The following is a 20,969-nucleotide window of genomic DNA, read 5'->3' as shown; positions in this document are numbered from 1 at the left end:
ACGCCCGGCAGCCCTCAACAGCACGCTGCATGTCTGTTAAACTGCGCGATTGTTTACTTCGCCAGCAGGCGTTACAACCAAGAGAATCCCGCAATGACCGTTACCATCAAGACACCGGAAGATATAGCTGGCATGCGCGTGGCCGGACGCCTGGCGGCCGAGGTGCTGGAAATGATCGGTGAGCATGTCAGACCCGGCGTCACCACCGAAGAGCTTGATCGCATCTGCCACGAGCATATCGTCAATGTGCAGAAGGCCATACCCGCGCCTCTCAACTATGGCGGCGCGCCAGGCCGCGTGCCGTTCCCCAAGTCAATCTGCACCTCGATCAATCACGTCGTGTGTCATGGCATTCCCAACGAAAAGCAGCTCAAGAGCGGCGACGCCCTGAATATTGATGTCACCGTGATCAAGGATGGTTATCACGGCGACACCAGCAAGATGTTTCTGGTCGGCGAGACACCTGAGTGGGTGCAACGTCTGGCACGGATTACCCAGGAGTGCATGTACAAGGGCATTGAAGTGGTTCGTCCAGGCGCGCGCTTGGGAGATATCGGCCATGTGATCCAGGAGCATGCACACGCGAACCATTACAGCGTCGTACGCGAGTACTGCGGGCATGGTATTGGCAAGGTTTTTCATGAGGATCCTCAGGTGCTGCATTACGGTCGCCCCGGCACCGGGATGGAGCTCAAGGAAGGCATGACCTTTACCATCGAACCAATGATCAATCAGGGCCGCCATGAAACCCGACTGCTTGGCGATGGCTGGACTGCCATTACCAAGGACCGCAAGCTTTCCGCCCAATGGGAACACACCATCCTCGTGACAGCGGACGGTTACGAAGTACTCACACGTCGCCAGGAAGAGAGCTTCCAGTAAACGACAATCGGGGTAGTCCTGTGGATAACGAATTGTTCGACCCGGGTCAGTTTCAAGCCGAGCTGGCATTGAAGAGCAGTCCGGTGGGCGCATTCAAGAAAGTTATTCGCAATGCGGATACCGTCTTACGTGCGCGCTTCGAGAGCGGTCGTGATATTCACCAACTGATCCACGAGCGCGCCTGGTTCACCGACCAGATACTGCGCAAGGCGTGGTCGATTCAGGCCACAACCGACACGCCGGGTATCGCGCTGCTTGCGGTTGGCGGGTACGGCCGTGGTGAGCTGCACCCACATTCTGATATCGATCTACTGATCCTGCTACGCGAAAGCAATACCGATGCCTACCGCGACTCCATAGAACAGTTCTTGATGCTTCTCTGGGATATCGGGCTTGAGGTAGGCCAGAGTGTTCGCTCCATCAGCGAATGTCAGGACGAAGCGCGCAACGACATCACCGTGATCACCAACCTGATGGAGTCGCGGACCCTCTCAGGCGATGAGAGCCTGCGCCAGGCAATGATCGAGGCGCTCAGCGCCGAGCACATGTGGACTGACGCAGAGTTCTTCCGTGCCAAGCGATCCGAACAGCAGCGCCGACATGCCAAATTCAACGATACCGAGTACAACCTTGAGCCCAACGTAAAAAGCTCACCAGGCGGCTTGCGCGACATACAGACCATTGGCTGGGTGGCACTCAGGCATTTTGGTACCAATGACCTGCGTGAACTGGTCGACCGCGGCTTTCTCAACGAGCCCGAGTACGGAATCCTGACGGCCGGGCGGGCATTTCTCTGGCAGGTCCGATTCGCCCTGCACAATCTGGCCGGGCGGGCGGAAGATCGCCTGCTGTTTGACTACCAGCGCACGCTGGCCAAACAGCTCGGCTATGAGGACAACGACAGCAAGCTCGCCGTCGAGCGTTTCATGCAGAAGTACTACAGAACGGTCATGTCCCTGTCGGAGCTCAACGACCTGCTGATGCAGCACTTCGAGGAGATTCTGCTGCGCAACGCCGAGACGACCGAGATCGAACCGTTGAACGCGCGCTTCCAGATACGTAACCACTATATCGAAGTGACACATCCCGAGGTGTTCAAACGCACGCCCTTCGCCCTGCTGGAAATATTCCTGTTGATGGCGCAGAACCCGCAAATCCGCGGCGTGCGCGCCGACAGCATTCGCCTGCTGCGTGACCATCGACGATTGATCGACGATGACTTTCGAGCGGACATTCGCAACACCAGTCTGTTTGTGGAGCTGTTCCGTTGCCGGGAGGGCATCCACCGCAATCTGCGCCGGATGAACCGCTATGGCATTCTGGGCCGTTATCTGCCTGAATTCGGCAAGATCGTCGGTCAGATGCAGCACGATCTGTTTCACATCTATACCGTTGATGCGCATACGCTCAACCTGATCAAGCACCTGCGCAAACTGAACCAGCCCGAGTACCAGGAAAAGTTTCCGCTGGGTTGGCGCATCTTCTGTCGCCTGCCCAAACCCGACCTCCTGTATATGGCCGGCCTGTACCACGATATTGCCAAGGGCCGCGGCGGTGACCACTCGGAACTCGGCGCAGTCGATGCCATGGCGTTCTGTCAGCGCCACCAGTTGCCTGCCTGGGACTCACACCTGATCAGCTGGCTGGTGGAAAACCATCTGATCATGTCAACCACAGCCCAGCGCAAGGACATTTCCGATCCGCATGTGATCCACGATTTTGCTCTGCATATTGGCAATCAGGTACGGCTGGATTACCTGTATGTACTGACCATCGCCGACATCAATGCGACCAATCCAACGCTATGGAACTCCTGGCGTGCCTCCCTGCTCCGCCAGCTCTATACAGAGACCAAACGCGCCCTGCGCCGCGGCCTGGAGAATCCGCCAGACAGGGAAGAGCATGTGCGCCAGACTCAGCATGCGGCGCTGGATATTCTCGTACGTAGCGGTGTCGAGGAAGAGGATGCCGAGGAGCTCTGGGAGCAATTGGGCGAAGATTACTTCCTGCGTCACACTGCCAGTGATGTTGCCTGGCATACCGAGGCAATCGTGCAGCACCCCGACCGTAACGGGCCACTGGTACTGATAAAGGAAACAGCCCAGCGCGAGTTTGAGGGCGCTACGCAGATCTTCATCTATACCCCGGAGCAACACGATCTGTTCGCAGTGACCGTGGCGGCAATGGATCAGCTCAACCTGAGCATTCAGGACGCGCGGATCATTACGTCGACCAACCGGTTCAGCCTCGATACCTACATTGTGCTGGATGCCGACGGCAGCTCTATCGGCGACAGTCCGGAACGTATTCGTCAAATAAAGCATGACCTGATTGAGGCACTGGCCGATCCTGACGCATACCCGTCAATCATCCAGCGTCTTGTGCCACGCCAGTTGAAGCATTTTTCCTTTGCTCCTGAAGTAACGATTTTCAATGCACCCGAGCGCCAGCATACGATTCTTGAGCTCAGCGCCCCCGACCGTCCAGGACTGCTGGCACGTATGGGACGCATACTGCTGGACTTCGATATCAACGTGCAGAACGCCAAGATCGTAACTCTGGGTGAGCGCGTGGATGACGTATTCGTCATAACCGATGCAAATAATCAGGCTCTGTCAGATCCCGAACTGTGTCGCAGACTGCAGAACACGATCGTCGAGACGCTCGGCAATACCAGTGATCAGACGCAGACAACCATGCCCAACCAGATTCTGATCTGAGGACACTCCAACCATGAAGACCGCCCAATGAACGCCGACCTGGATCGCCTGCAACCCTATCCTTTCGAGAAGCTGCGCGCGCTGATCGCCGACGTGGCACCCAATCCTGAGCTACGTCCGATAGCACTTTCCATTGGCGAACCCAAGCACCCTTCCCCCCCGTTCGTGCTCCAGACCCTGGCGGACAATCTGGACAAGGCTGCTATCTATCCCACGACCCTGGGCATCGGCGAGCTACGCCAGGGTATTGCCGACTGGCTCACAAATCGCTTCCAGCTCAAGCAGATAGACCCAGCGACACAAATAATACCGGTCAACGGCACCCGTGAAGCGCTGTTTTCCTTCACACAGGCGATGGTCAGGCGGGATACCGCAGGCCTGGTCGTCAGCCCCAATCCGTTCTACCAGATCTACGAAGGAGCAGCCTTTCTCGCCGGCGTAGAGCCTCATTATCTTGCCTGCGACGAAAGCAATGGCTTTGTCCCAGACTTCGACCAGGTACCTGAGTCGATCTGGCAGCGTTGTCAGATCCTGTTCATCTGCACACCGGGCAACCCCACCGGCGCCGTCATGTCTCTGACCACGCTGCAGAAACTGATCAAGCTGGCAGACCGTCACGACTTCGTGATTGCATCGGATGAATGCTATAGCGAGATCCATGCCCCCGGAGCGGTCGGCCCGATTGGACTGCTCCAGGCATGCGCTGCGATGGGCCGGGATGATTATGCACGCTGCGTGGTATTTCACAGCCTGTCAAAGCGCTCCAACCTGCCAGGTCTGCGCTCCGGCTTCGTTGCCGGCGATGCTCGCCTGCTGGCACCCTATCTGACGTACCGCACCTATCACGGCTGCGCCATGCCGATTCAGAGCCAGATGGCCAGCCTTGCCGCCTGGCAGGATGAAGACCATGTTGCCGAGAACCGCCGTCAATATCAGGCGAAGTTTGATGCGGTACTCGACATTCTGGGCGGCGTGATGAGCGTCGAACGACCAGACGCCGGCTTTTATTTGTGGCCCCGGACACCAATCGATGATCGTGAGTTTGCCTGCCGTCTGCTTGCTGAGCAGAATGTGGCTGTGGTGCCCGGCAGTTTCCTTTCCCGGGAAATTGACGGGTATAATCCCGGCGCCGGACGCATACGTATGGCGCTGGTAGCACCCCTTGCCGATTGCATTGAAGCGGCACAGCGCATCCGACAGTTTCTTGAGGACCTGGCCAGATGATTACCCTCTTCGGCATCAAGGCTTGCGATACGATGAAGAAAGCTCGCACTTGGCTGGATGATAAGGGCGTGAGTTATCAGTTTCATGATTACAAGAAGGACGGTATCGACACTGACAGTCTGGCTGCCTGGTGCGCAGAACACGGCTGGGAAACCATCCTCAATCGCCAGGGCACGACCTTTCGCAAACTGAGCGAAGACGATAAGAGCGATATCGACACGGATAAGGCCATAGCACTGATGCAGGCCAATCCGTCAATGATCAAGAGACCGGTACTCGATATCGGTTCGAGGCGTCTGGTGGGTTTCAAGCCCGACCTTTATGCCGCTGCTTTCCAATGACCATGCACCAACAGAATCCAAGGAATTACGAATGAGCGAATGTTTTAGCCTGGCCTTTGGTATCGGTACCCAGAACACTGCAGGTGAGTGGCTGGAGGTTTATTATCCGCAGCCCGTGCTGAACCCCAAGCCAGCCATGGTCAAGGTAATTACCGACCTGCTTGGTTACAGCGAAGGCAACCAGGCCATCAACCTGCCTTCCAGCCAGTGCAGCGCACTTGGTGAAGCTTTGAAGCAAGCTGGTTTTGCCGATACAGGGGCCATGGTCAGCCAGCTCGAAGGCAGCAGCCGTCCGCTGGTTGTCACCGTACTGGAAACCGACGCTGCGCCTGTTTCCACCCCTGAGGCCTATCTCAAGCTGCATCTTCTGTCACACCGCCTGGTCAAGCCACACGGTGTAGTACTGGCGGGCATATTTCCATTGCTGCCCAATGTGGCATGGACCAACCAGGGCGCAATCGATATCAACGAGCTGCCCCAACGGCAACTTGCCGCGCGTATGGCAGGGCAGATGCTCAACGTCCTGAGTATCGACAAGTTCCCGTCCATGACCGACTACGTGGTACCCACCGGCGTGCGCATTGCCAACACGGCTCGGGTCCGTCTGGGTGCATACGTCGGCGAAGGCACCACCGTGATGCACGAGGGCTTTATCAACTTCAACGCTGGAACCGCTGGTACCAGCATGGTCGAAGGGCGGATCTCGGCCGGCGTGTTCGTCGGCAAGGGTTCAGACCTGGGCGGTGGCTGCTCGACCATGGGTACCCTGTCGGGCGGTGGCAACATTGTGATCTCGATTGGTGAAGGATGCCTGATCGGCGCTAACGCCGGTATTGGTATACCGCTGGGCGATCGCTGCACTATCGAAGCCGGTCTGTATATCACTGCCGGCATCAAGGTTGCCCTGCTCGACGACGCCGACAACCTGGTAGAGATCGTCAAGGCTCGTGACCTGGCCAGCCAGCCGGACCTGCTTTTCCGTCGCAACTCGCAGACCGGTTCGATTGAATGCAAGACCAACAAGAGCTCGATCCAGCTCAACGAGATGCTGCACGCGCATAACTAGGCAGAAAGCTTCAGGCTTGGACGCTACACCCGCTGTAAAAAAGCCCGCACCGATTTTTCGGGCGGGCTTTTTTGGCTCTTGAGTTTGCATCCAGCATACTGTTTACCGCTTAAACCTTATTTTTTGCGACTCAGAATCCGATCAACCAGCCTGGCTGCCACCACCAGACCAAAGGTGCCGGTTACCATCGAGACGGCACCCAGCCCACCTTCACAGTCCAGCTTGACCGAGTCTCCAGCAAAACTCTTTTCACGGCACACACTGCCATCCGGTGCCGGATAGCGGAGCTGTTCTGTGGAGTAGACGCACGGCACGCCGAAGCTGCGCTTGCTGCCCGCCTTGGGGAAGTTATGATTGCGCCGCAATTGCGAGCGCGCCTTGGCGGCCAGCGGATCATTGGTGGTCTTGGACAGGTCGGACACGGTGATCTGGGTCGGGTCGATCTGACCCGCAGCACCGCCGGCCGTCACAATGGGAATGCGCCTGCGCCGACACCAGGCAATCAGTTCAACTTTTGACTTAACGCTATCAATACAGTCGGCAACCCCGTCCAGGTCCTCGGTAATGTAATCAGGCAGCGTGCGGTCCGTGACAAAATCCAGCACCGCCCGTACCTCGCAGTCGGGATTGATCGCCCTGAGCCGCTCGGCCATGACCTCGACCTTGGGCCGTCCGATCTGGCCGGTCATTGCTGGTAACTGGCGATTGGTATTGGTCTGGCAGACCTCGTCAAGGTCGATCAGGGTTATCCGGCCGATACCCGTGCGCCCGAGCGCCTCGGCGGCCCATGAACCGACCCCGCCAATCCCTACGACGGCAATATGACTGCGACGCAGTTGCTCAAACGCCTCGCGCCCATATAGCCGCGCTATACCGCCAAAGCGCGGGTCGTCGGTAGTCGGGTCAGCTATTGCGATATCTTTGGCCATGGGCACCTCTGAAAAAATACCGGCCGATTATAGCCCACCTGACACCAGCAGGCTCAGACCACTAAGGTCTTCAGGTGTTAACATGCGAACCGCAATTATTTATCAGGAGCTCCCATGGGCCTGTTGTTTGAAGAAATCGATATCCAACCTTCGGCCATCGGTGAGATTTCTCTGCGAAGGCGCCGCATACCGGCGCTGGGCGACCGGGATATCTACGAGGTCAAGCTCGGAGAAGAATTCCTGATGTCGAGCATGTTCTATGATGCCGAAATAGCACTGGCGGATCTGGGTCTGGCAGCAGTATCAGGCGATAATCTGGCTGTTGTCGTCGGGGGCCTGGGTCTGGGGTATACCGCTGTAGCTGCTCTGAAGGACAAGCGTGTCAGCGAACTACTGATCGTCGATTATCTGGAAACGGTTATCCGCTGGCATCAGCAGGAGAAAGTCCCACTGGGCAAGGAGCTGAACGCCGACCCGCGTAGCCGCTACATACACGGCAGCTTTTTCGATCTAGCTGTCGAACAAAGCGGTGGATTCGATCCACAGCAGCCAGGAAGAATTTTCGATGCGATACTGCTGGATATCGATCACTCACCCCGTGCTTTGCTAAATCAATCCAATGCCAGTTTCTACACCGTCGACAATCTCAGGTTAATGAGTCGGCAATTAAGAACCGGAGGCTGTTTTGCGCTCTGGTCACAGGACCCGCCGGACGCTGAGTTCATGCAGGTAATGGACGCGGTATTCAGCAACAACACTGCCCATGTTGTCCCTTTCTTCAATCCGTTCCAGAACGGTGAAGCCACCAATACCATTTATGTTGGAGTCAAAGCCTGATGCCCTTCCACCCCCGCAACAAGCACAAGGGGCATTACAACCTTGGCGCCCTGGCCGCAGCCAATCCGGCGCTCAAGCCACTGATTATTCCCGGCAAGACCGGCGAGCGGACACTGGACTTCAGCAAACCGGCAGCTGTTCTGGAGCTAAATAGAGCGCTTCTGTCCACACAATACGGTATCCAGGGCTGGGACATTCCTGCCGGCTATCTGTGCCCACCGATCCCTGGACGGGCTGATTACCTGCATACACTCGCTGACCTGCTTGGCGACAGCCATGACAGTCATATCCCCACCGGTATCAAGCTGGTCGGTCTGGACATTGGCACCGGTGCGAACCTGGTCTATCCACTCATTGGCCAGCATGAGTACCAATGGCGCTTTGTCGGTAGCGACATAGACCCCAATGCCCTGGCCAGCGCTACCCGCATTCTCGCTGCCAATCCCAGGCTGCAATCTTCAATCAGTGTGCGCCACCAGCCAAACTCCGACAGCATTTTCGCAGGCGTGGTCGAGCCGGGTGAGCAGTTTGATTTCACTCTCTGCAACCCCCCGTTCCATCCCAGCGCAGGCGCAGCCAAAGATGCCAATCGACAGAAGTGGCAGAAATTGAACAAGGGCAAGTCACTGGACGAGGATCCGGGATTGAACTTCGGCGGACAGAGCACAGAATTGATCTGCAATGGCGGAGAAAGCGGATTCCTGGCTCGCATGATCGCCGAAAGTGCGGGACTGGCGCAGCAGGTCTTCTGGTTCAGCAGCCTTGTATCCAAAGCAGCCAACGTTCCTGCGCTGGAAAAGCAGTTGCGCGAATTGGGCGCAACCGATGTGCGTGCCCTGAACATGGCTCAGGGGGAAAAACACAGTCGACTACTGGCCTGGACTTTCCTGGACAAGAAGCAGCGCCGCGCCTGGCGCAAGGCGCGCTGGCCGCAACCTCAAAAAGCCTGAACGTCAGCCAGCAAGAAGGACAGAGGGCGTCTGGAGATAAGGATTCCGGCGCCAGTCTGCTATCATGTCGCGGTAATTCAGCCACTGCGAAATCACCATGACCGAACTCTCCCCTACCCTGGCGCTGGCCTGCGATCTGATCGGCCGCAACTCGACTACACCCGAAGACGCTGGCTGCCAGCAGCTGATGGGCGAACGGCTGTCTGCCTGCGGCTTCAAACTCGAGTCCATGCGTTTTGGTGAGGTAGACAACCTCTGGGCCCGGCGCGGCACTGAAGGCCCGGTACTATGCTTTGCGGGCCATACCGATGTAGTGCCGACCGGCCCTCTCGAGCGTTGGGACAACCCGCCTTTTGAGCCCGTGGTGCGCGATGGTATCTTGCACGGCCGCGGCGCAGCCGACATGAAAGGCAGCCTCGCGGCAATGATCGTCGCCGTGGAGCGTTTTATTGCTAAAACGCCGGATCATAAGGGTTCCATCGCTTTCCTTATCACCAGCGATGAGGAAGGTCCGGCCACCGAAGGCACGGTCAAGGTCGTGGAAGCACTGGTTGAGCGCGACGAGAAAGTCGACTGGTGCATCGTGGGCGAACCCTCCAGCACCGAACACGTCGGTGATGTGGTCAAGAATGGCCGCCGCGGCTCGCTCAATGCGCGGCTGACAATCAAGGGCAAGCAGGGGCACGTGGCCTACCCGCACCTGGCGCGCAATCCAATCCATCTGGCAGCCCCGGCACTGGCTGCACTGACGGCAGAGAACTGGGATGCTGGCAACGCCTTCTTCCCACCGACCAGCTTCCAGATATCCAATATCAACTCCGGGACTGGCGCGACAAACGTCGTTCCCGGCGAGCTCGTCGCACTGATCAACTTCCGCTTTTCCACCGAGTCCACCGCTGAAGGCCTGCAACAACGCGTGCGCGACCTGCTCGATCAGCACGGACTGGATTACGAACTGGACTGGACGCTGTCCGGCCTACCCTTTCTGACGGAGCCCGGTGCGTTGCTCGATGGTGTTAGCGCAGCGATACGTCAGGTTACCGGCCGTGAGACGCAGCCCTCGACCACCGGCGGCACATCCGATGGACGCTTCATCGCGACCATGGGCACCCAGGTAGTCGAACTCGGACCGATCAATGCGACCATCCACCAGCTGAACGAACATATCAGCGCCAGCGATCTGGATACCCTCACCGAGATATACCAGGCCACCATGGAGAAGCTGCTCACCTGATGCTCCAGCTTATCTGCCCCCTGTGCCAAGAAACCCTGCAGCCAGCCAACAAGAGCTGGCTATGCGCAAACAATCACAGCTACGACCAGGCTCGCCAGGGGTATCTCAACCTGCTGCTGGTGCAGTACAAGAACAGCCGTCAGCCTGGTGATACGCCAACCATGCTCGCCTACCGCCAGGCGTTTCTGGATGCTGGTCATTATCGGCCGGTGAGCGATCGTATCAATGCGTTACTGGGCCCCGCAAATCCTGCCGCCCTGTTGGATATGGGCTGCGGCGAGGGCTTCTACACTGCACGCATGAAGCAGGCCATTCCGGACTCCGCGATGGCCGGCCTGGATATAAGCAAAGATGCGATTATCAAGGCTTGTCGCCGCTCACGGGACATTCAGTGGCTGGTTGGTTCTACCGCCAGACTGCCAGTACCCGATGCCAGTCTCGATGCGGCACTGTGTGTCTTCAGCCCCTGGTCCTGGGATGAATGCCTGCGCTGTCTCAAGCCAGGAGGCCAGATACTGCTGGTCGGTCCCCATGCCGATCATCTACTGAGTCTGCGTGCAGAACTGTATGACAGCGTGCATCCCACGCCGGAGCTGATAAAGGCCTTGCCCGACGGACTGAAAATCGTCAACGACCAGACCCTGCGCTATGCTCTGGATCTGACCCCGGCCGACCTGGCCAACCTGATTGGCATGACACCACATGGTTTTCGCAGCAGCCCGGAGCGGCAGCGGGCAGTGATCGAAAAGGGCCTTGACGGCCTGGAAGTGGCCATGCGATTGGTCTTGCTGCAACGCTCCTGAGGAGACACTGAGTGCGCCAACCGGATATTGAAATCTACTTACGCGAAGAGCATCTGGATGCACTGACAGCCTGGCTTGGGCAGGATATTGGTAGTCTTGAGCTTAAAGCCTGGCACGAACTTGTGCGTCGCGGCACCCTGACCTGCGGCGAGCACCGAATTCCGCTAATGATAGTGCGCAAGGCCGCCGGTAAATGGGCCAGCGTCTGGTTTGATAGCACACATACACCCTGGGAAACCGATCTGGATTGCGCCCGTGCCATTTATCAAGGGCTGCAAGAGGAGGTTCGCTGCTCGGTGGGTGGCTGGTCAGAGGAAGAGGATGATCCAGATGCCGATCGCTGGATAAAGGTGAATGCCAGTGGTGAAGTGGAATTCACCTGGCAAATCAAGGCCTAGGATAGTGACCCTTGAACATGTAATTGTCGTTGGCGGTACGCTGATACTGGCCATGCTGGCGATGCTCATCCACTATGAGGCATCCTTTTACCTGAGATTGCTCCTCGACAGCCGCAAGTCCTTCTCACGACGCGCACGCATTATGACCATGACCAGCGGCCTGTTCTGCTCTCACATAGCGCAGATATGGCTATTCGGTACCGGAGCCTGGTTGTTGCTCGAGCTGTTCGATTACACGGGTACCCTCGGCGGCATCCAGCATATCCAGTTTCTGGATTTCATCTACCTTTCGGCTGCCAGTTACACTACCGTTGGTTACGGCGATATCTTTCCCCTTGGGCATATCCGATTTCTGTTTGGCACCGAATCACTGGTCGGATTCATGCTTCTGACCTGGTCGGCGTCCCTGACCTTCGTCGAAATTCGCACGCACTGGCAGGATCTGGAAAATAGCGACACCCGTTGAATCCCTTTGCCAAGGCCCCATATCTGCAGTAGATATTTTTCTGAGGAACCTGCCATGTCGCAGCCGATTATCATTGCCTGCCCCCACTGCCACCGCAAGAACCGAATAGACTCTGATCGGCTCGCCGAGTCACCGCGCTGCGGGGTTTGCAAAGCCGCTCTGTTCGCCGGTGAACCCGTTGTTCTGGATACCGGCAACTTCAACACACACGCGAGCTCTGAGCTGCCGCTGGTGGTGGATTTCTGGGCTCCGTGGTGTGGACCTTGCCGTCAATTTGCGCCCACCTTCGCCAAGGCAGCAAGTGAACTGGAGCCACGGGTGCGCCTGGGCAAGGTCAACACCGAGGAGCAGCAGGCACTGGCGTCACGCTTTGGAATCCGCAGTATTCCTACGTTATTGATCATGCGCGGCGGAAAAGAGATAGCCCGGGTTGCCGGTGCAATGCCGCCTGGGCAATTCATGCAGTGGGTTAACCAGCAACTGGGCTGACCCGAAGCTTGAAACAAAAAAGCCCGCCGGATTCCTATCACGGCGGGCTTATCTGGTACCTCAATCACTATTCCTGATTTCACGTCGCAGCTACTGCGCTGCCTCGCCGCGAATGATATCGGAACGACGCTTGAGCATGTCCTCGACCTGAGCGACCCCGAGCTGGAAAGCCCAGCGCTCATCGGCGTACACAGCATAACTGCTATCTTCAGGCTGCTCGAAGCTATCAATGGTCAGCCAATAGCGTCCGGAAAGATCGTAGAGACTGGCAGCAAGCTCGGCTCCCTGCCACGTGGTTACCTGCATCTGCAGGACCGGCGCTTCGAGCTCCAGCCCATCGCGCAGCGCCACATCCTGGGCATTGAGGCCCGTCAGGGCAAGAACCATGCTATTGATCCAGCGCTCGCTCCCTTGCTGTTCAGCCGGGTCCACGCCCACCAGACGGAAGTTGTAATCGCCCTCCTGGTCTTTCTCCAGCTCCAGAGTCTCGCCATCTGCATGCTCCCAGCTAGCGGTAGCTGCCGATTCCATCGGAATGCGCACGACCTTGAGATCGAGCCATTCCTGCGGATTCAGAGTCATGCCAAAGGGCCGATTGATCAGCCATACCTGATCCTCATCTGCAAAGCGGACCAGTTGACCACTACCTACAGGATTGCCGAACAATACCTCGACCTGTTTTTCACTGGAGCGCAACTGCAACTCCAGTGGAGCAGATTCAGGCTGTCCCGGCGCCAGCCCCAGACGAGCGTGATACTGTGCATCGTCTGTTTGCTTCTCGGTCACCCTCGCACCCCTAACAGCGTGCAAGAGCGCAGCGACACGCTCCGGCTGAGCGGGGAATCCGTTGCGACTGACCACACCCCAACGGCCCGCCTCGCGTTCCAGCACGACCTGATCTGTGCCGCGGCTCAGACTGATCCTGTCCAGCTCGCCAAGCAGGTCCAGCTGTTCGTCTGACAGCAAAGAGTGGCTCTGCAGATCTTCAACACGATCATCGCCCTGGCGCTGCAGGGCAACAATGACCAGCAGCACGCTGATCACAGCCAGAATCGCAATAAACTTGACCTTCATGCCTGAGACTCCTTATGCCGACTTGCGCCGCATGCGGCGAATAAGCCACCACAGCAGGATGCCAAGCGTAAGCAGGGCTGGCACCAGCGCAATATTGATCACCTTCAGCCAGGTACCCAGCTCCTCGATATCGGCATTGAGCTGGAAGCGCACGTCACGCAATTGCTTGCGAATCGCCAGCTTCTCGTCCAGGAATCGCTGCACAGCTTCCTGTTGCTCGGCGCTCATTTCCACTATTTGAGAAGGATCCTGGCCTTGCTGCAATTCAGCCAGTCGCTGCTCGGTCTCGGCCAGCTGCTGCTGCAATCGTTGCTCGCTGGCGCGATACCGACGCTCTGCAGCCCTTTGCAGGTTCTCTACAACCGTAAACGGACGTGTGGAATCGCCACGCGAGCGCACGCTGATCAGCGCCTCAGAGCCTGACAGGTTGTCGAGTGCGTTAATCGCAAGCCCACCATTGTCTGCCCACGGCTGAGGGATCCGCTCACCAAAGAAATCCTGCACCTGCACCCACATGCGATCTGTCAGCAGATCGGTGTCGGCAATGACAATCACGTTGATGTTGTCCGCTGACTGGATCGCTGGCTTGTTACCCTCAAAGCCCTCGGGATAGGCACTTACCGCGGGGCCTTGCAGTCGGGCTGCAACGTGGTAGGTATTCGAATCAGGCTGAAAACCATCAAGCAGAACTTCCGGATCCTGCATGCCGGTAAAGGCGCTGCTGGCAATCAAAGCGCTGTTGCCGGTGCTCGAAAACAGAGGCGTAAACTGCGTCTGGGCGCCCTCGATCGGCGCTAGCGCGCCAGCCGTGGCGACGGTCAGCAGGCTCAACGGCGCGGTGACCGTATCGTCCTGATTGATCTGGGCCTGCTCGATTTCGAGCCAACCTATGTGCCGGGCAGGCAACTGGCCCTGTCCACGACCCACAGACATGCCCAGACGCGCATCCAGCAAGACCTTCTCAGCATCAAAGGATACGCCCCAATTGCTCAGCAATGGCGAAAGATCTGACGATTTACCATCCGCCATTGCGTCCATCATCGCTTCCTGGCTTTGGTCGGCCTCAGCCAGCGGGTCAATGAAAGCCAACAACTTGCCACCACGCAGTACAAACTGGTCAACTGCATTCAGCGCCTGTTCTGTCAGCGCCTTGGGATGCACCAGCATGAGAACGTCGATATCAGCAGGAACCTCGGTGATATCGTGCTTGAGATTGTTGACCTCAAATAGCTGGCGAATCTGCTCGAATACCACCCAGGGTGCAGCGGGCTGTCCGGTCATCGGGTTCATGCCGCCACCCAGGGGTAGGCCACTGATCAGACCGACCTGGGCCTTTTCGGGCTGCGCCAGACTGTTAATCAGGCGACTCAGCTCGTACTCCAGCAGACCTTCCTGCTCCAATGCGAAGAATGGAATGACCTCCCGCTCGCCCAGGGTATTGCTACCTGCCAGGCCGAAGTAAAGCTTCTCACCGCTCTGCGGCAATGGAATGGCCTGAAGCCCGAACTCGGCCGCTCGGTCTTCAGCTTCGGAGAAGGGCTGTGGATCGATGATCTGCAGATCGATCTTGTCCCCGGCCACACGATCATATTCCTGCAGCAGCTCCTCTACTCGGCGTGCATAGTTACGCAGGACTACCATGTCCTTGCTGACGCTGTCAGAAAAGAAGAAATACAGGGTTACCGGCTCTTCCAGACCGGTCAGGATTTCACGGGTACCGTCAGAAATGGTGTAGAGCTTCTGCTCGGTCAGGTCGATACGGGCCCCGGGGAGCAGGGTATTGGAGGCCATGTTGAAGGCGACGAAGGCCAGCAGCAGGACCAGCAGGCCGGTGCCTGAATACATCAAACGTTTCATTATTATGTCTCCTTCGCCTCAATCGGCCTTTTTCAGGTCGATGACAATCGCGGTAGCCAGCAACCACACAGCCATGAGCGAAATAAAATACAGCAGGTCACGCAGATCCAGGACACCCTTGCTGATGGCGTCAAAACGAATCAGGAAACTGAGTGAGGCAATAGCGTCGAGCAACCACTGGGGGGCCCATCCGCTGAACAGATCGAGCCACAGGGAGAATCCGCTGACTATGAAGATGAAACAGGCAACGACACTGACAATAAACGCGATCACCTGATTCTTGGTCAAAGCCGACATGCACGAGCCAATGGCCAGATAGCCACCGGCGAGCAGCCAACTGCCCAGATAGCCGGTAAAGATGGCACCGTTGTCAGGTGACCCCAGATAGTTGACTGTGATGATGATCGGGAAGGTCAGTAGCAGCGCAAGACCAATAAACACCCAGGCAGCGAGAAACTTGCCCAACACCATGTCGGTCCGCGAGACAGGCAGCGTCATCAGCAGCTCTATCGTGCCTGACTTGCGCTCCTCGGCCCACAACCGCATTGCCACAGCCGGTACCAGGAACAGGTACAACCAGGGGTGGAAGTTGAAGAAGGCATTCAGGTCTGCCTGGCCACTTTCGTAGAAGCCGCCAAGATAAAAGGTGAATACCGCTGCCAGCACCAGAAAGATAACGATAAAGATATACGCCAGGGGCGTCGCAAAATAACTGCCCAACTCACGTTTGAATATGACGCCGAGATTTTTCATGCTGCCTCCTCCGCTGTCAGACGGCGGAAGACTTCATCCAGTCTGCCGCGCTCGACCGAGAGCTCACGTACTGGCCAGGCATGGTCCTGCGCATATTGGCCCACGGCTGGAAATATCACCTCACCGGGCTTGGCTATGACGGTGAGCGTATGGCCGTCAGGCCTTACTTCAACTTCCTGTACGCCAGGTAACGCCAGTAACGGCTGACTGTCCACCGGCTGCTCAAGGGCAACTGTTACCGCCTGGTGATAGCGCGAGCGTGCCTCGAGCTGTTCGGGCGTGCCATCGGCCAACAGGCGGCCGTGGGCGATGACCACAGCCCGGGTGCAGACCGCGCTGACCTCCTCGAGAATGTGCGTGGAAATCACGACGATCTTGTTGCTTCCCTCGGCCAACTGTTTGATTAACTTGCGGACCTGATACTTCTGGTTCGGGTCCAGGCCGTCAGTGGGCTCATCGAGAATCAGAATACTGGGGTCATGCAGAATCGCCTGGGCGAGCCCAACACGACGTTTGAAGCCCTTGGACAGGGTCTCGATGCTCTGGCTCATCACTGCGTCAAGTTCCAGTTGCTGAGCGGCCCAGGCTACTCTCCTGTGCTTTTCTGCACCGCTGAAGCCACGGACTTCGGCAATGAACTCAAGGAAGCGCTTGACCCGCATGTCGCCATAGCAGGGTGCACCCTCGGGCAAGTAGCCCATCTGTTGCTGCGCCTGTAGCGTCTGGGTCTGGATATCGAACCCGCCCACGGAGGCTGAGCCACCGTCAGGGGTAAGGAACCCGGTAAGCATTTTCATTGTGGTGGATTTTCCGGCGCCATTGGGCCCCAGAAAACCCAGCACCTCCCCCGGACTGACGTCAAAGGACAAGTTATCCACGGCAACATGGTCGCCAAAGCGTTTGGTCAGGCTGTTTATCTTTATCATGGCCTCTTCCGTTACCCCCAAAAAAACAGATGCGCCGCAAACGGGCGGACAGTGCAGTGCGCAAGGATACATTGATTAGTGTCAAAGCGGGGCAGGCATTGGACGGGCAAGGACGATCAGACACCAGAGGAGTCGATACGCCGAGGCAGCGTCCTTGCTCTACCAGCTATCAGCAAGGAATGAATCAGCGCTCAAGGCATGGACTATATGAATCCGCCGGGTTTATTTCAAGGCCTGCAACGCTATTGGCCCAGACCCGCTGCTGCCACGGCTGAAACCTGTCCGCAAACAGGCTAGAATCCGCGCCAAAGACCTTGTGCGCAGGGACTGCGAATACTCCCCCATTCAGGAAACTCCATGCCAGCTGTCTACTCTTCCTTTTTCGGTCGTTTACGCTTCGGTTTGCTGCGAAGGCTACTCTATCTCTGGGCTCGCTCCGACAGCATTGGCAACGGCGGTTTCAATCTGAACCTGGATCAGGATCAGCCGATTATCTACGTACTGCCCTATCGTTCATTGTCCGACCTCATGGTGCTGGACCGCGAATGCGTCAAGGCGGGCCTGCCGCGCCCGGTTCGTGCTCCCCATGGTGATCTTGAGGAGCGCGAGTCCCATGTGTTTCTCAGCGATGCCAAGGCCTGGGTAGGCCGTCCGGATCCGCGAAAGCAGTCTCCACGGTTATTGAGGACCCTGGATGCGGTGCAGGCACACTACTGCAAGGAAGTTCAACTGGTGCCGGTGAGCGTTTTCTGGGGCCAGTCGCCGGATGTCGAGTCCTCACCACTGAAATTGTTGTTTGCTTACAACTGGACCATGGCCGGAAGGCTGCGCAAGCTGCTGGCAATCGTATTGCACGGGCGCAAGATTCGTGTGCATTTCGGCCGCACTTTGTCACTGCAGGAGTTGATGCAACAGGACCTGGGGCGCGAGCGCAACTTACGGCGCGTCAACCGGTTACTGCGTGTGCATTTTCGTCAACAGCGTGGCGCGGTAGTCGGCCCCGACCTCTCCAATAGACGCACACTGCTAAAAGGTCTGCTGCAATCTCCCCAGGTGAGACAGGCAATACAACGGGAAGCTCAGGAGCGGGAAATCGATCCGGCTAAAGCTCACCGGGAGGCAGCGCGCTATGCCAACGAGATTGCCTCGGACTTTACCTACAGTATTATCCGTTTTCTCGAGGTAGTGCTCTCATGGTTCTGGAACAAGCTCTACGATGGCATCCACATAAATCATGTGGAGCGTGTTCAAGATATAGCGCCCGGTAACGAGATCATTTATGTGCCCTGCCACCGCAGCCATATTGACTACCTGCTGCTGTCTTATGTTCTTTTCCAGAACAACCTGACCCCACCTCATATTGCTGCCGGCATCAATCTGGATATGCCAGTGGTCGGTAATATTCTCAGACGTGGCGGCGCCTTTTTCATGCGTCGCAGCTTCCGCGGCAACCAGTTGTATACCGCTGTTTTCAACGAATACCTACACACACTGTTCAGCCGCGGCTTCCCCACCGAGTATTTTATAGAGGGCGGTCGTTCACGCACCGGACGCACGCTCAACCCAAAGGCCGGGCTGCTATCGATCACCCTGCGCAGTTATTTGCGCTCATCCCGCCGTCCAATCGTCTTCGTGCCCGTCTACATAGGCTACGAGCGAGTACTTGAGGGCCGGACCTACCTGGGTGAACTGCGGGGGCAGGAGAAAAAGAAGGAGTCCTTTTTCGATCTGTTCAGGGTTCTCTCAGCGCTTAAATCGCGCTTCGGCAGAGTTGCAGTCAATTTCGGCGAGCCGCTAGCGCTCAACAGCTTCCTGGGCAGAGAGCAGCCGGGCTGGCGTCAGCAAAGTTACGGGCCGGACTTTCGCCCGGTATGGCTCCCGGATGTCACTGACCGTCTGGCACGCACCCTGGCCAGCGCTATCAATGCGGCGTGCGATGTTAATCCGGTCAACCTGATCGCTCTTTCAATGCTTTCCACCAGTCGTCTGGCACTCGATGAGCCTGCACTAATACGCGTACTGGAGAGCTATAAAGAACTCCTTCACCGTGTTCCATACAGTAGCAGCATCACGTTGCCGGATATGGACGGAGCAACGTTGATCCGCTACGTGGAAAGCATGGGCATGATCGGTCGTCAATCCGATGCCCTGGGCGAGATTCTCTACCTGGACGAAAGCCAGGCAGTCCTGATGACCTACTATCGCAACAATGTCCTGCACCTGGTCGCGCTGCCTGCCCTGATTGCCTGTCTGTTTCTGAATAATGCGCGAATGAGCCGCGAACAGATCACCCGGCTGGTAACGGCAATCTACCCCTACCTGCAGGGTGAGCTATTTCTGCAGTGGCGCACGGAGGAACTGTCCGGGGTGATCGAGACATGGATAGACGGGTTGATTGCGGAAGGATTACTGCATGATGCTGCAGGCCAGATTTCCCGGCCGGAAACCAGCTCCGGCGAGTTCGTATTACTGACCCTGCTCGCGCGCAGCATTCTACAGACGCTTGAACGCTTCTACATGGCCTCGGCACTGCTGTTCAGCAATCCCAACGGCAGCCTGACAGCTGAAGAGCTCGAAGCCCTGTGTTCAGTCATGGCGCAACGACTATCAATTCTCCATGGCCTGAATGCACCCGAATTCTTCGACAAGACCCTTTTCCGCCAATTTATTCAGCGCCTTAATGAAACCGAAGTACTGAGCCAGGATGCCGAAGGCCGACTGAGCTATTCGCCGGACATGGAAGACATAGCAGAGAACACAGCAAAACGCGTGCTTAGTGCGGAAATCAGGTTATCGATCAGACAGGTGGCGCGCGCGTCGAATCCAGCGCCAGCACCGTCCCCGGAGAGCGCTGCCTAATTTCCGAGCTTCTGTATACCGTAGATATCATAACGACTGGACTGACCGCTCAGTTCAGCACTGGGCGCCCGGCCGGTTATAGCCGGGGCTTTGCGCGGTCGTTTGACCGCGACCCGGTGGCTGGCTAGCGCCAGGGCGGCCTCAAGCAGTGCTGGCGCGTCCAGATCATCGCCGGCCAAAGGGCGGAAAACCCGCATCTCCTTTTTTACCAACGCGGACTTATCCCGATGGGGAAACATCGGATCGAGGTGAATGACCTGCGGCAATGCTGCCCCCCAGGAACCCATCGCAGTAATTGCGTCGGCCTCTATCAATTCCATTCGACAGGCAATTTCCGCAACTTCGCCCCCGGCCGCCCTGGCGCGCAGGAGACCATCAGCCAGAAGCGCAGCGATAATAGGTTGCCGCTCAATCATGGTCACCTGGCAACCCAGAGCCGCTAATACAAAGGCGTCCCGTCCCAGGCCGGCGGTGGCATCGAGCACACTGGGCCTGAGCGACCCACGAAGCCCTGCAGCCTTGGCCACCATCTGTCCTGTCCCTCCGCCGAACTGACGGCGATGGGCCAGTGCGCCTTCAACGAAATCCACCCGGACTGCGCCAGGTGCATTAGCACCCGTCGCCTGCAAACTCAATCCGGCCTCTCCCACCTGGAGCAACAAGACAACCGCATCGCTAGCAGGCTCAAACAGTGGCAATGCCAGGGATTTGGCTAAATCAACCGCCCTACCCTCAAATTCGGGGCGAAGAAATGTTACCCCAACGAGATGCTCTTCTATGGGAGAACTCAAATCAGAAAACCTGGATGTGGGTGCGATAGATCAGGCGAACAGGTCGATACCGAAGATGCCCTCGGACTCGTCGCTGACAGGCATGCTAGCAGTCGACTGATAGCTGGCCATGGCCTGATTGGTACGACCGTAAACCGGCTCCAGACTCTCGCGGCGGGCGGGAATATATTCGGCATTGGCAGACGACGGGTTAACCGCTCGGGTTGATAGAGCCCTGGAAGGTTCGACTGGAGCCGCCTGAGCGGTCTGGCCGGCACGCGCAGGCTCACTGTTGGCCGGCGGGACCACAGGGCGAGAGCTGCGCTCGGGAAGCGCTGTGAATGGGATGAAGCCATCCAGACGCATGGAATTACTCCAAGGGATACTTTGT

20 protein-coding genes are annotated in these 20,969 nt (G+C 57.4%); 13 read left to right on the top strand and 7 right to left on the bottom strand.

What is annotated here, in order from left to right; all coding sequences use genetic code 11:
• Positions 1 to 93: 93 nt before the first annotated feature.
• From map to dapD, 5 genes are read left to right on the top strand one after another with little or no spacing between them, the layout of a single operon-like run.
• Positions 94 to 882 carry a type I methionyl aminopeptidase gene (gene map / locus AAC076_RS03620; RefSeq protein ID WP_339843027.1) on the top strand — a complete coding sequence of 263 codons (789 nt, stop codon included), beginning with the start codon at positions 94 to 96 and terminating at the stop codon, positions 880 to 882.
• A 20-nt stretch (positions 883 to 902) separates the two neighbouring features.
• Positions 903 to 3,602, top strand: a complete 2,700-nt coding sequence (locus tag AAC076_RS03615) for a [protein-PII] uridylyltransferase (protein ID WP_339843026.1) — start codon at positions 903 to 905, stop codon at positions 3,600 to 3,602.
• A gap of 27 nt (positions 3,603 to 3,629) precedes the next feature.
• A complete protein-coding gene (gene dapC, locus AAC076_RS03610; RefSeq protein ID WP_339843025.1) occupies positions 3,630 to 4,826 on the top strand; it encodes a succinyldiaminopimelate transaminase in 1,197 nt (398 codons plus the stop codon).
• A complete protein-coding gene (locus tag AAC076_RS03605; RefSeq protein ID WP_339843024.1) occupies positions 4,823 to 5,167 on the top strand; it encodes an ArsC family reductase in 345 nt (114 codons plus the stop codon). Before dapC ends, AAC076_RS03605 begins: the two co-directional genes overlap by 4 nt.
• 31 nt (positions 5,168 to 5,198) lie before the next feature.
• Positions 5,199 to 6,233: a 2,3,4,5-tetrahydropyridine-2,6-dicarboxylate N-succinyltransferase gene (gene dapD, locus AAC076_RS03600; RefSeq protein WP_339843023.1), complete on the top strand. Its 1,035-nt coding sequence runs from the start codon at positions 5,199 to 5,201 to the stop codon at positions 6,231 to 6,233.
• Positions 6,234 to 6,349: 116 nt separating this feature from the next.
• Here the strand turns inward: dapD and tcdA are convergent, their stop codons facing one another.
• Positions 6,350 to 7,162, bottom strand: a complete 813-nt coding sequence (gene tcdA / locus AAC076_RS03595; RefSeq protein ID WP_339843022.1) for a tRNA cyclic N6-threonylcarbamoyladenosine(37) synthase TcdA — start codon at positions 7,160 to 7,162, stop codon at positions 6,350 to 6,352.
• 114 nt (positions 7,163 to 7,276) lie between these two features.
• Here tcdA and AAC076_RS03590 point away from each other — a divergent pair, with 114 nt between their 5' ends.
• The 7 genes from AAC076_RS03590 (at position 7,277) to trxC (ending at position 12,339) form a co-directional block, all read left to right on the top strand.
• A complete protein-coding gene (locus AAC076_RS03590) occupies positions 7,277 to 7,999 on the top strand; it encodes a spermidine synthase (protein ID WP_339843020.1) in 723 nt (240 codons plus the stop codon).
• Positions 7,999 to 8,949: a 23S rRNA (adenine(1618)-N(6))-methyltransferase RlmF gene (gene rlmF, locus AAC076_RS03585; protein WP_339843019.1), complete on the top strand. Its 951-nt coding sequence runs from the start codon at positions 7,999 to 8,001 to the stop codon at positions 8,947 to 8,949. Before AAC076_RS03590 ends, rlmF begins: the two co-directional genes overlap by 1 nt.
• Before the next feature lie 97 nt (positions 8,950 to 9,046).
• On the top strand, positions 9,047 to 10,183 hold the full coding sequence (gene dapE / locus AAC076_RS03580; protein ID WP_339843018.1) for a succinyl-diaminopimelate desuccinylase: 1,137 nt from the start codon (positions 9,047 to 9,049) through the stop codon (positions 10,181 to 10,183).
• Entirely contained in the window at positions 10,183 to 10,986 is an 804-nt protein-coding gene (locus AAC076_RS03575; RefSeq protein ID WP_339843017.1) for a putative RNA methyltransferase, read from the top strand. Before dapE ends, AAC076_RS03575 begins: the two co-directional genes overlap by 1 nt.
• An 11-nt stretch (positions 10,987 to 10,997) precedes the next feature.
• Positions 10,998 to 11,384: a hypothetical protein gene (locus AAC076_RS03570; RefSeq protein WP_339843016.1), complete on the top strand. Its 387-nt coding sequence runs from the start codon at positions 10,998 to 11,000 to the stop codon at positions 11,382 to 11,384.
• Positions 11,385 to 11,388: 4 nt separating this feature from the next.
• Positions 11,389 to 11,850, top strand: coding sequence for an ion channel (locus AAC076_RS03565; RefSeq protein ID WP_339843015.1), 462 nt, complete (start codon positions 11,389 to 11,391; stop codon positions 11,848 to 11,850).
• Between the two features lie 54 nt (positions 11,851 to 11,904).
• Positions 11,905 to 12,339, top strand: coding sequence for a thioredoxin TrxC (gene trxC / locus AAC076_RS03560; RefSeq protein ID WP_339843013.1), 435 nt, complete (start codon positions 11,905 to 11,907; stop codon positions 12,337 to 12,339).
• A gap of 90 nt (positions 12,340 to 12,429) precedes the next feature.
• Here trxC and AAC076_RS03555 read toward each other — a convergent pair whose 3' ends face one another.
• Genes AAC076_RS03555 through AAC076_RS03540 form a run of 4 tightly spaced genes read right to left on the bottom strand, consistent with a single transcriptional unit; the run spans position 12,430 to position 16,949 of the window.
• Positions 12,430 to 13,413 carry a DUF4340 domain-containing protein gene (locus tag AAC076_RS03555; RefSeq protein WP_339843012.1) on the bottom strand — a complete coding sequence of 328 codons (984 nt, stop codon included), beginning with the start codon at positions 13,411 to 13,413 and terminating at the stop codon, positions 12,430 to 12,432.
• A gap of 12 nt (positions 13,414 to 13,425) precedes the next feature.
• Positions 13,426 to 15,270, bottom strand: coding sequence for a Gldg family protein (locus AAC076_RS03550; protein WP_339843011.1), 1,845 nt, complete (start codon positions 15,268 to 15,270; stop codon positions 13,426 to 13,428).
• 18 nt (positions 15,271 to 15,288) lie between these two features.
• Entirely contained in the window at positions 15,289 to 16,023 is a 735-nt protein-coding gene (locus AAC076_RS03545; protein ID WP_150277762.1) for an ABC transporter permease, read from the bottom strand.
• Entirely contained in the window at positions 16,020 to 16,949 is a 930-nt protein-coding gene (locus AAC076_RS03540) for an ABC transporter ATP-binding protein (RefSeq protein WP_339843010.1), read from the bottom strand. The genes AAC076_RS03545 and AAC076_RS03540 overlap by 4 nt, the downstream gene beginning before the upstream one ends.
• Positions 16,950 to 17,306: 357 nt before the next feature.
• Here AAC076_RS03540 and plsB point away from each other — a divergent pair, with 357 nt between their 5' ends.
• Positions 17,307 to 19,808, top strand: coding sequence for a glycerol-3-phosphate 1-O-acyltransferase PlsB (gene plsB / locus AAC076_RS03535; RefSeq protein WP_339843009.1), 2,502 nt, complete (start codon positions 17,307 to 17,309; stop codon positions 19,806 to 19,808).
• On the opposite strand, the gene AAC076_RS03530 is transcribed toward plsB, so the two are convergent.
• On the bottom strand, positions 19,805 to 20,599 hold the full coding sequence (locus AAC076_RS03530; protein WP_339843008.1) for a class I SAM-dependent methyltransferase: 795 nt from the start codon (positions 20,597 to 20,599) through the stop codon (positions 19,805 to 19,807). The two genes, plsB and AAC076_RS03530, sit on opposite strands and share 4 nt — an antisense overlap.
• Positions 20,600 to 20,629: 30 nt before the next feature.
• Positions 20,630 to 20,944, bottom strand: coding sequence for a hypothetical protein (locus AAC076_RS03525; RefSeq protein ID WP_339843007.1), 315 nt, complete (start codon positions 20,942 to 20,944; stop codon positions 20,630 to 20,632).
• Between the last annotated feature and the right edge of the window lie 25 nt (positions 20,945 to 20,969).

The organism is uncultured Halopseudomonas sp., from assembly GCF_963977355.1.
Taxonomy (GTDB): Bacteria; Pseudomonadota; Gammaproteobacteria; order Pseudomonadales; family Pseudomonadaceae; genus Halopseudomonas.
This window is presented reverse-complemented; position numbering and strand designations above follow the sequence as displayed.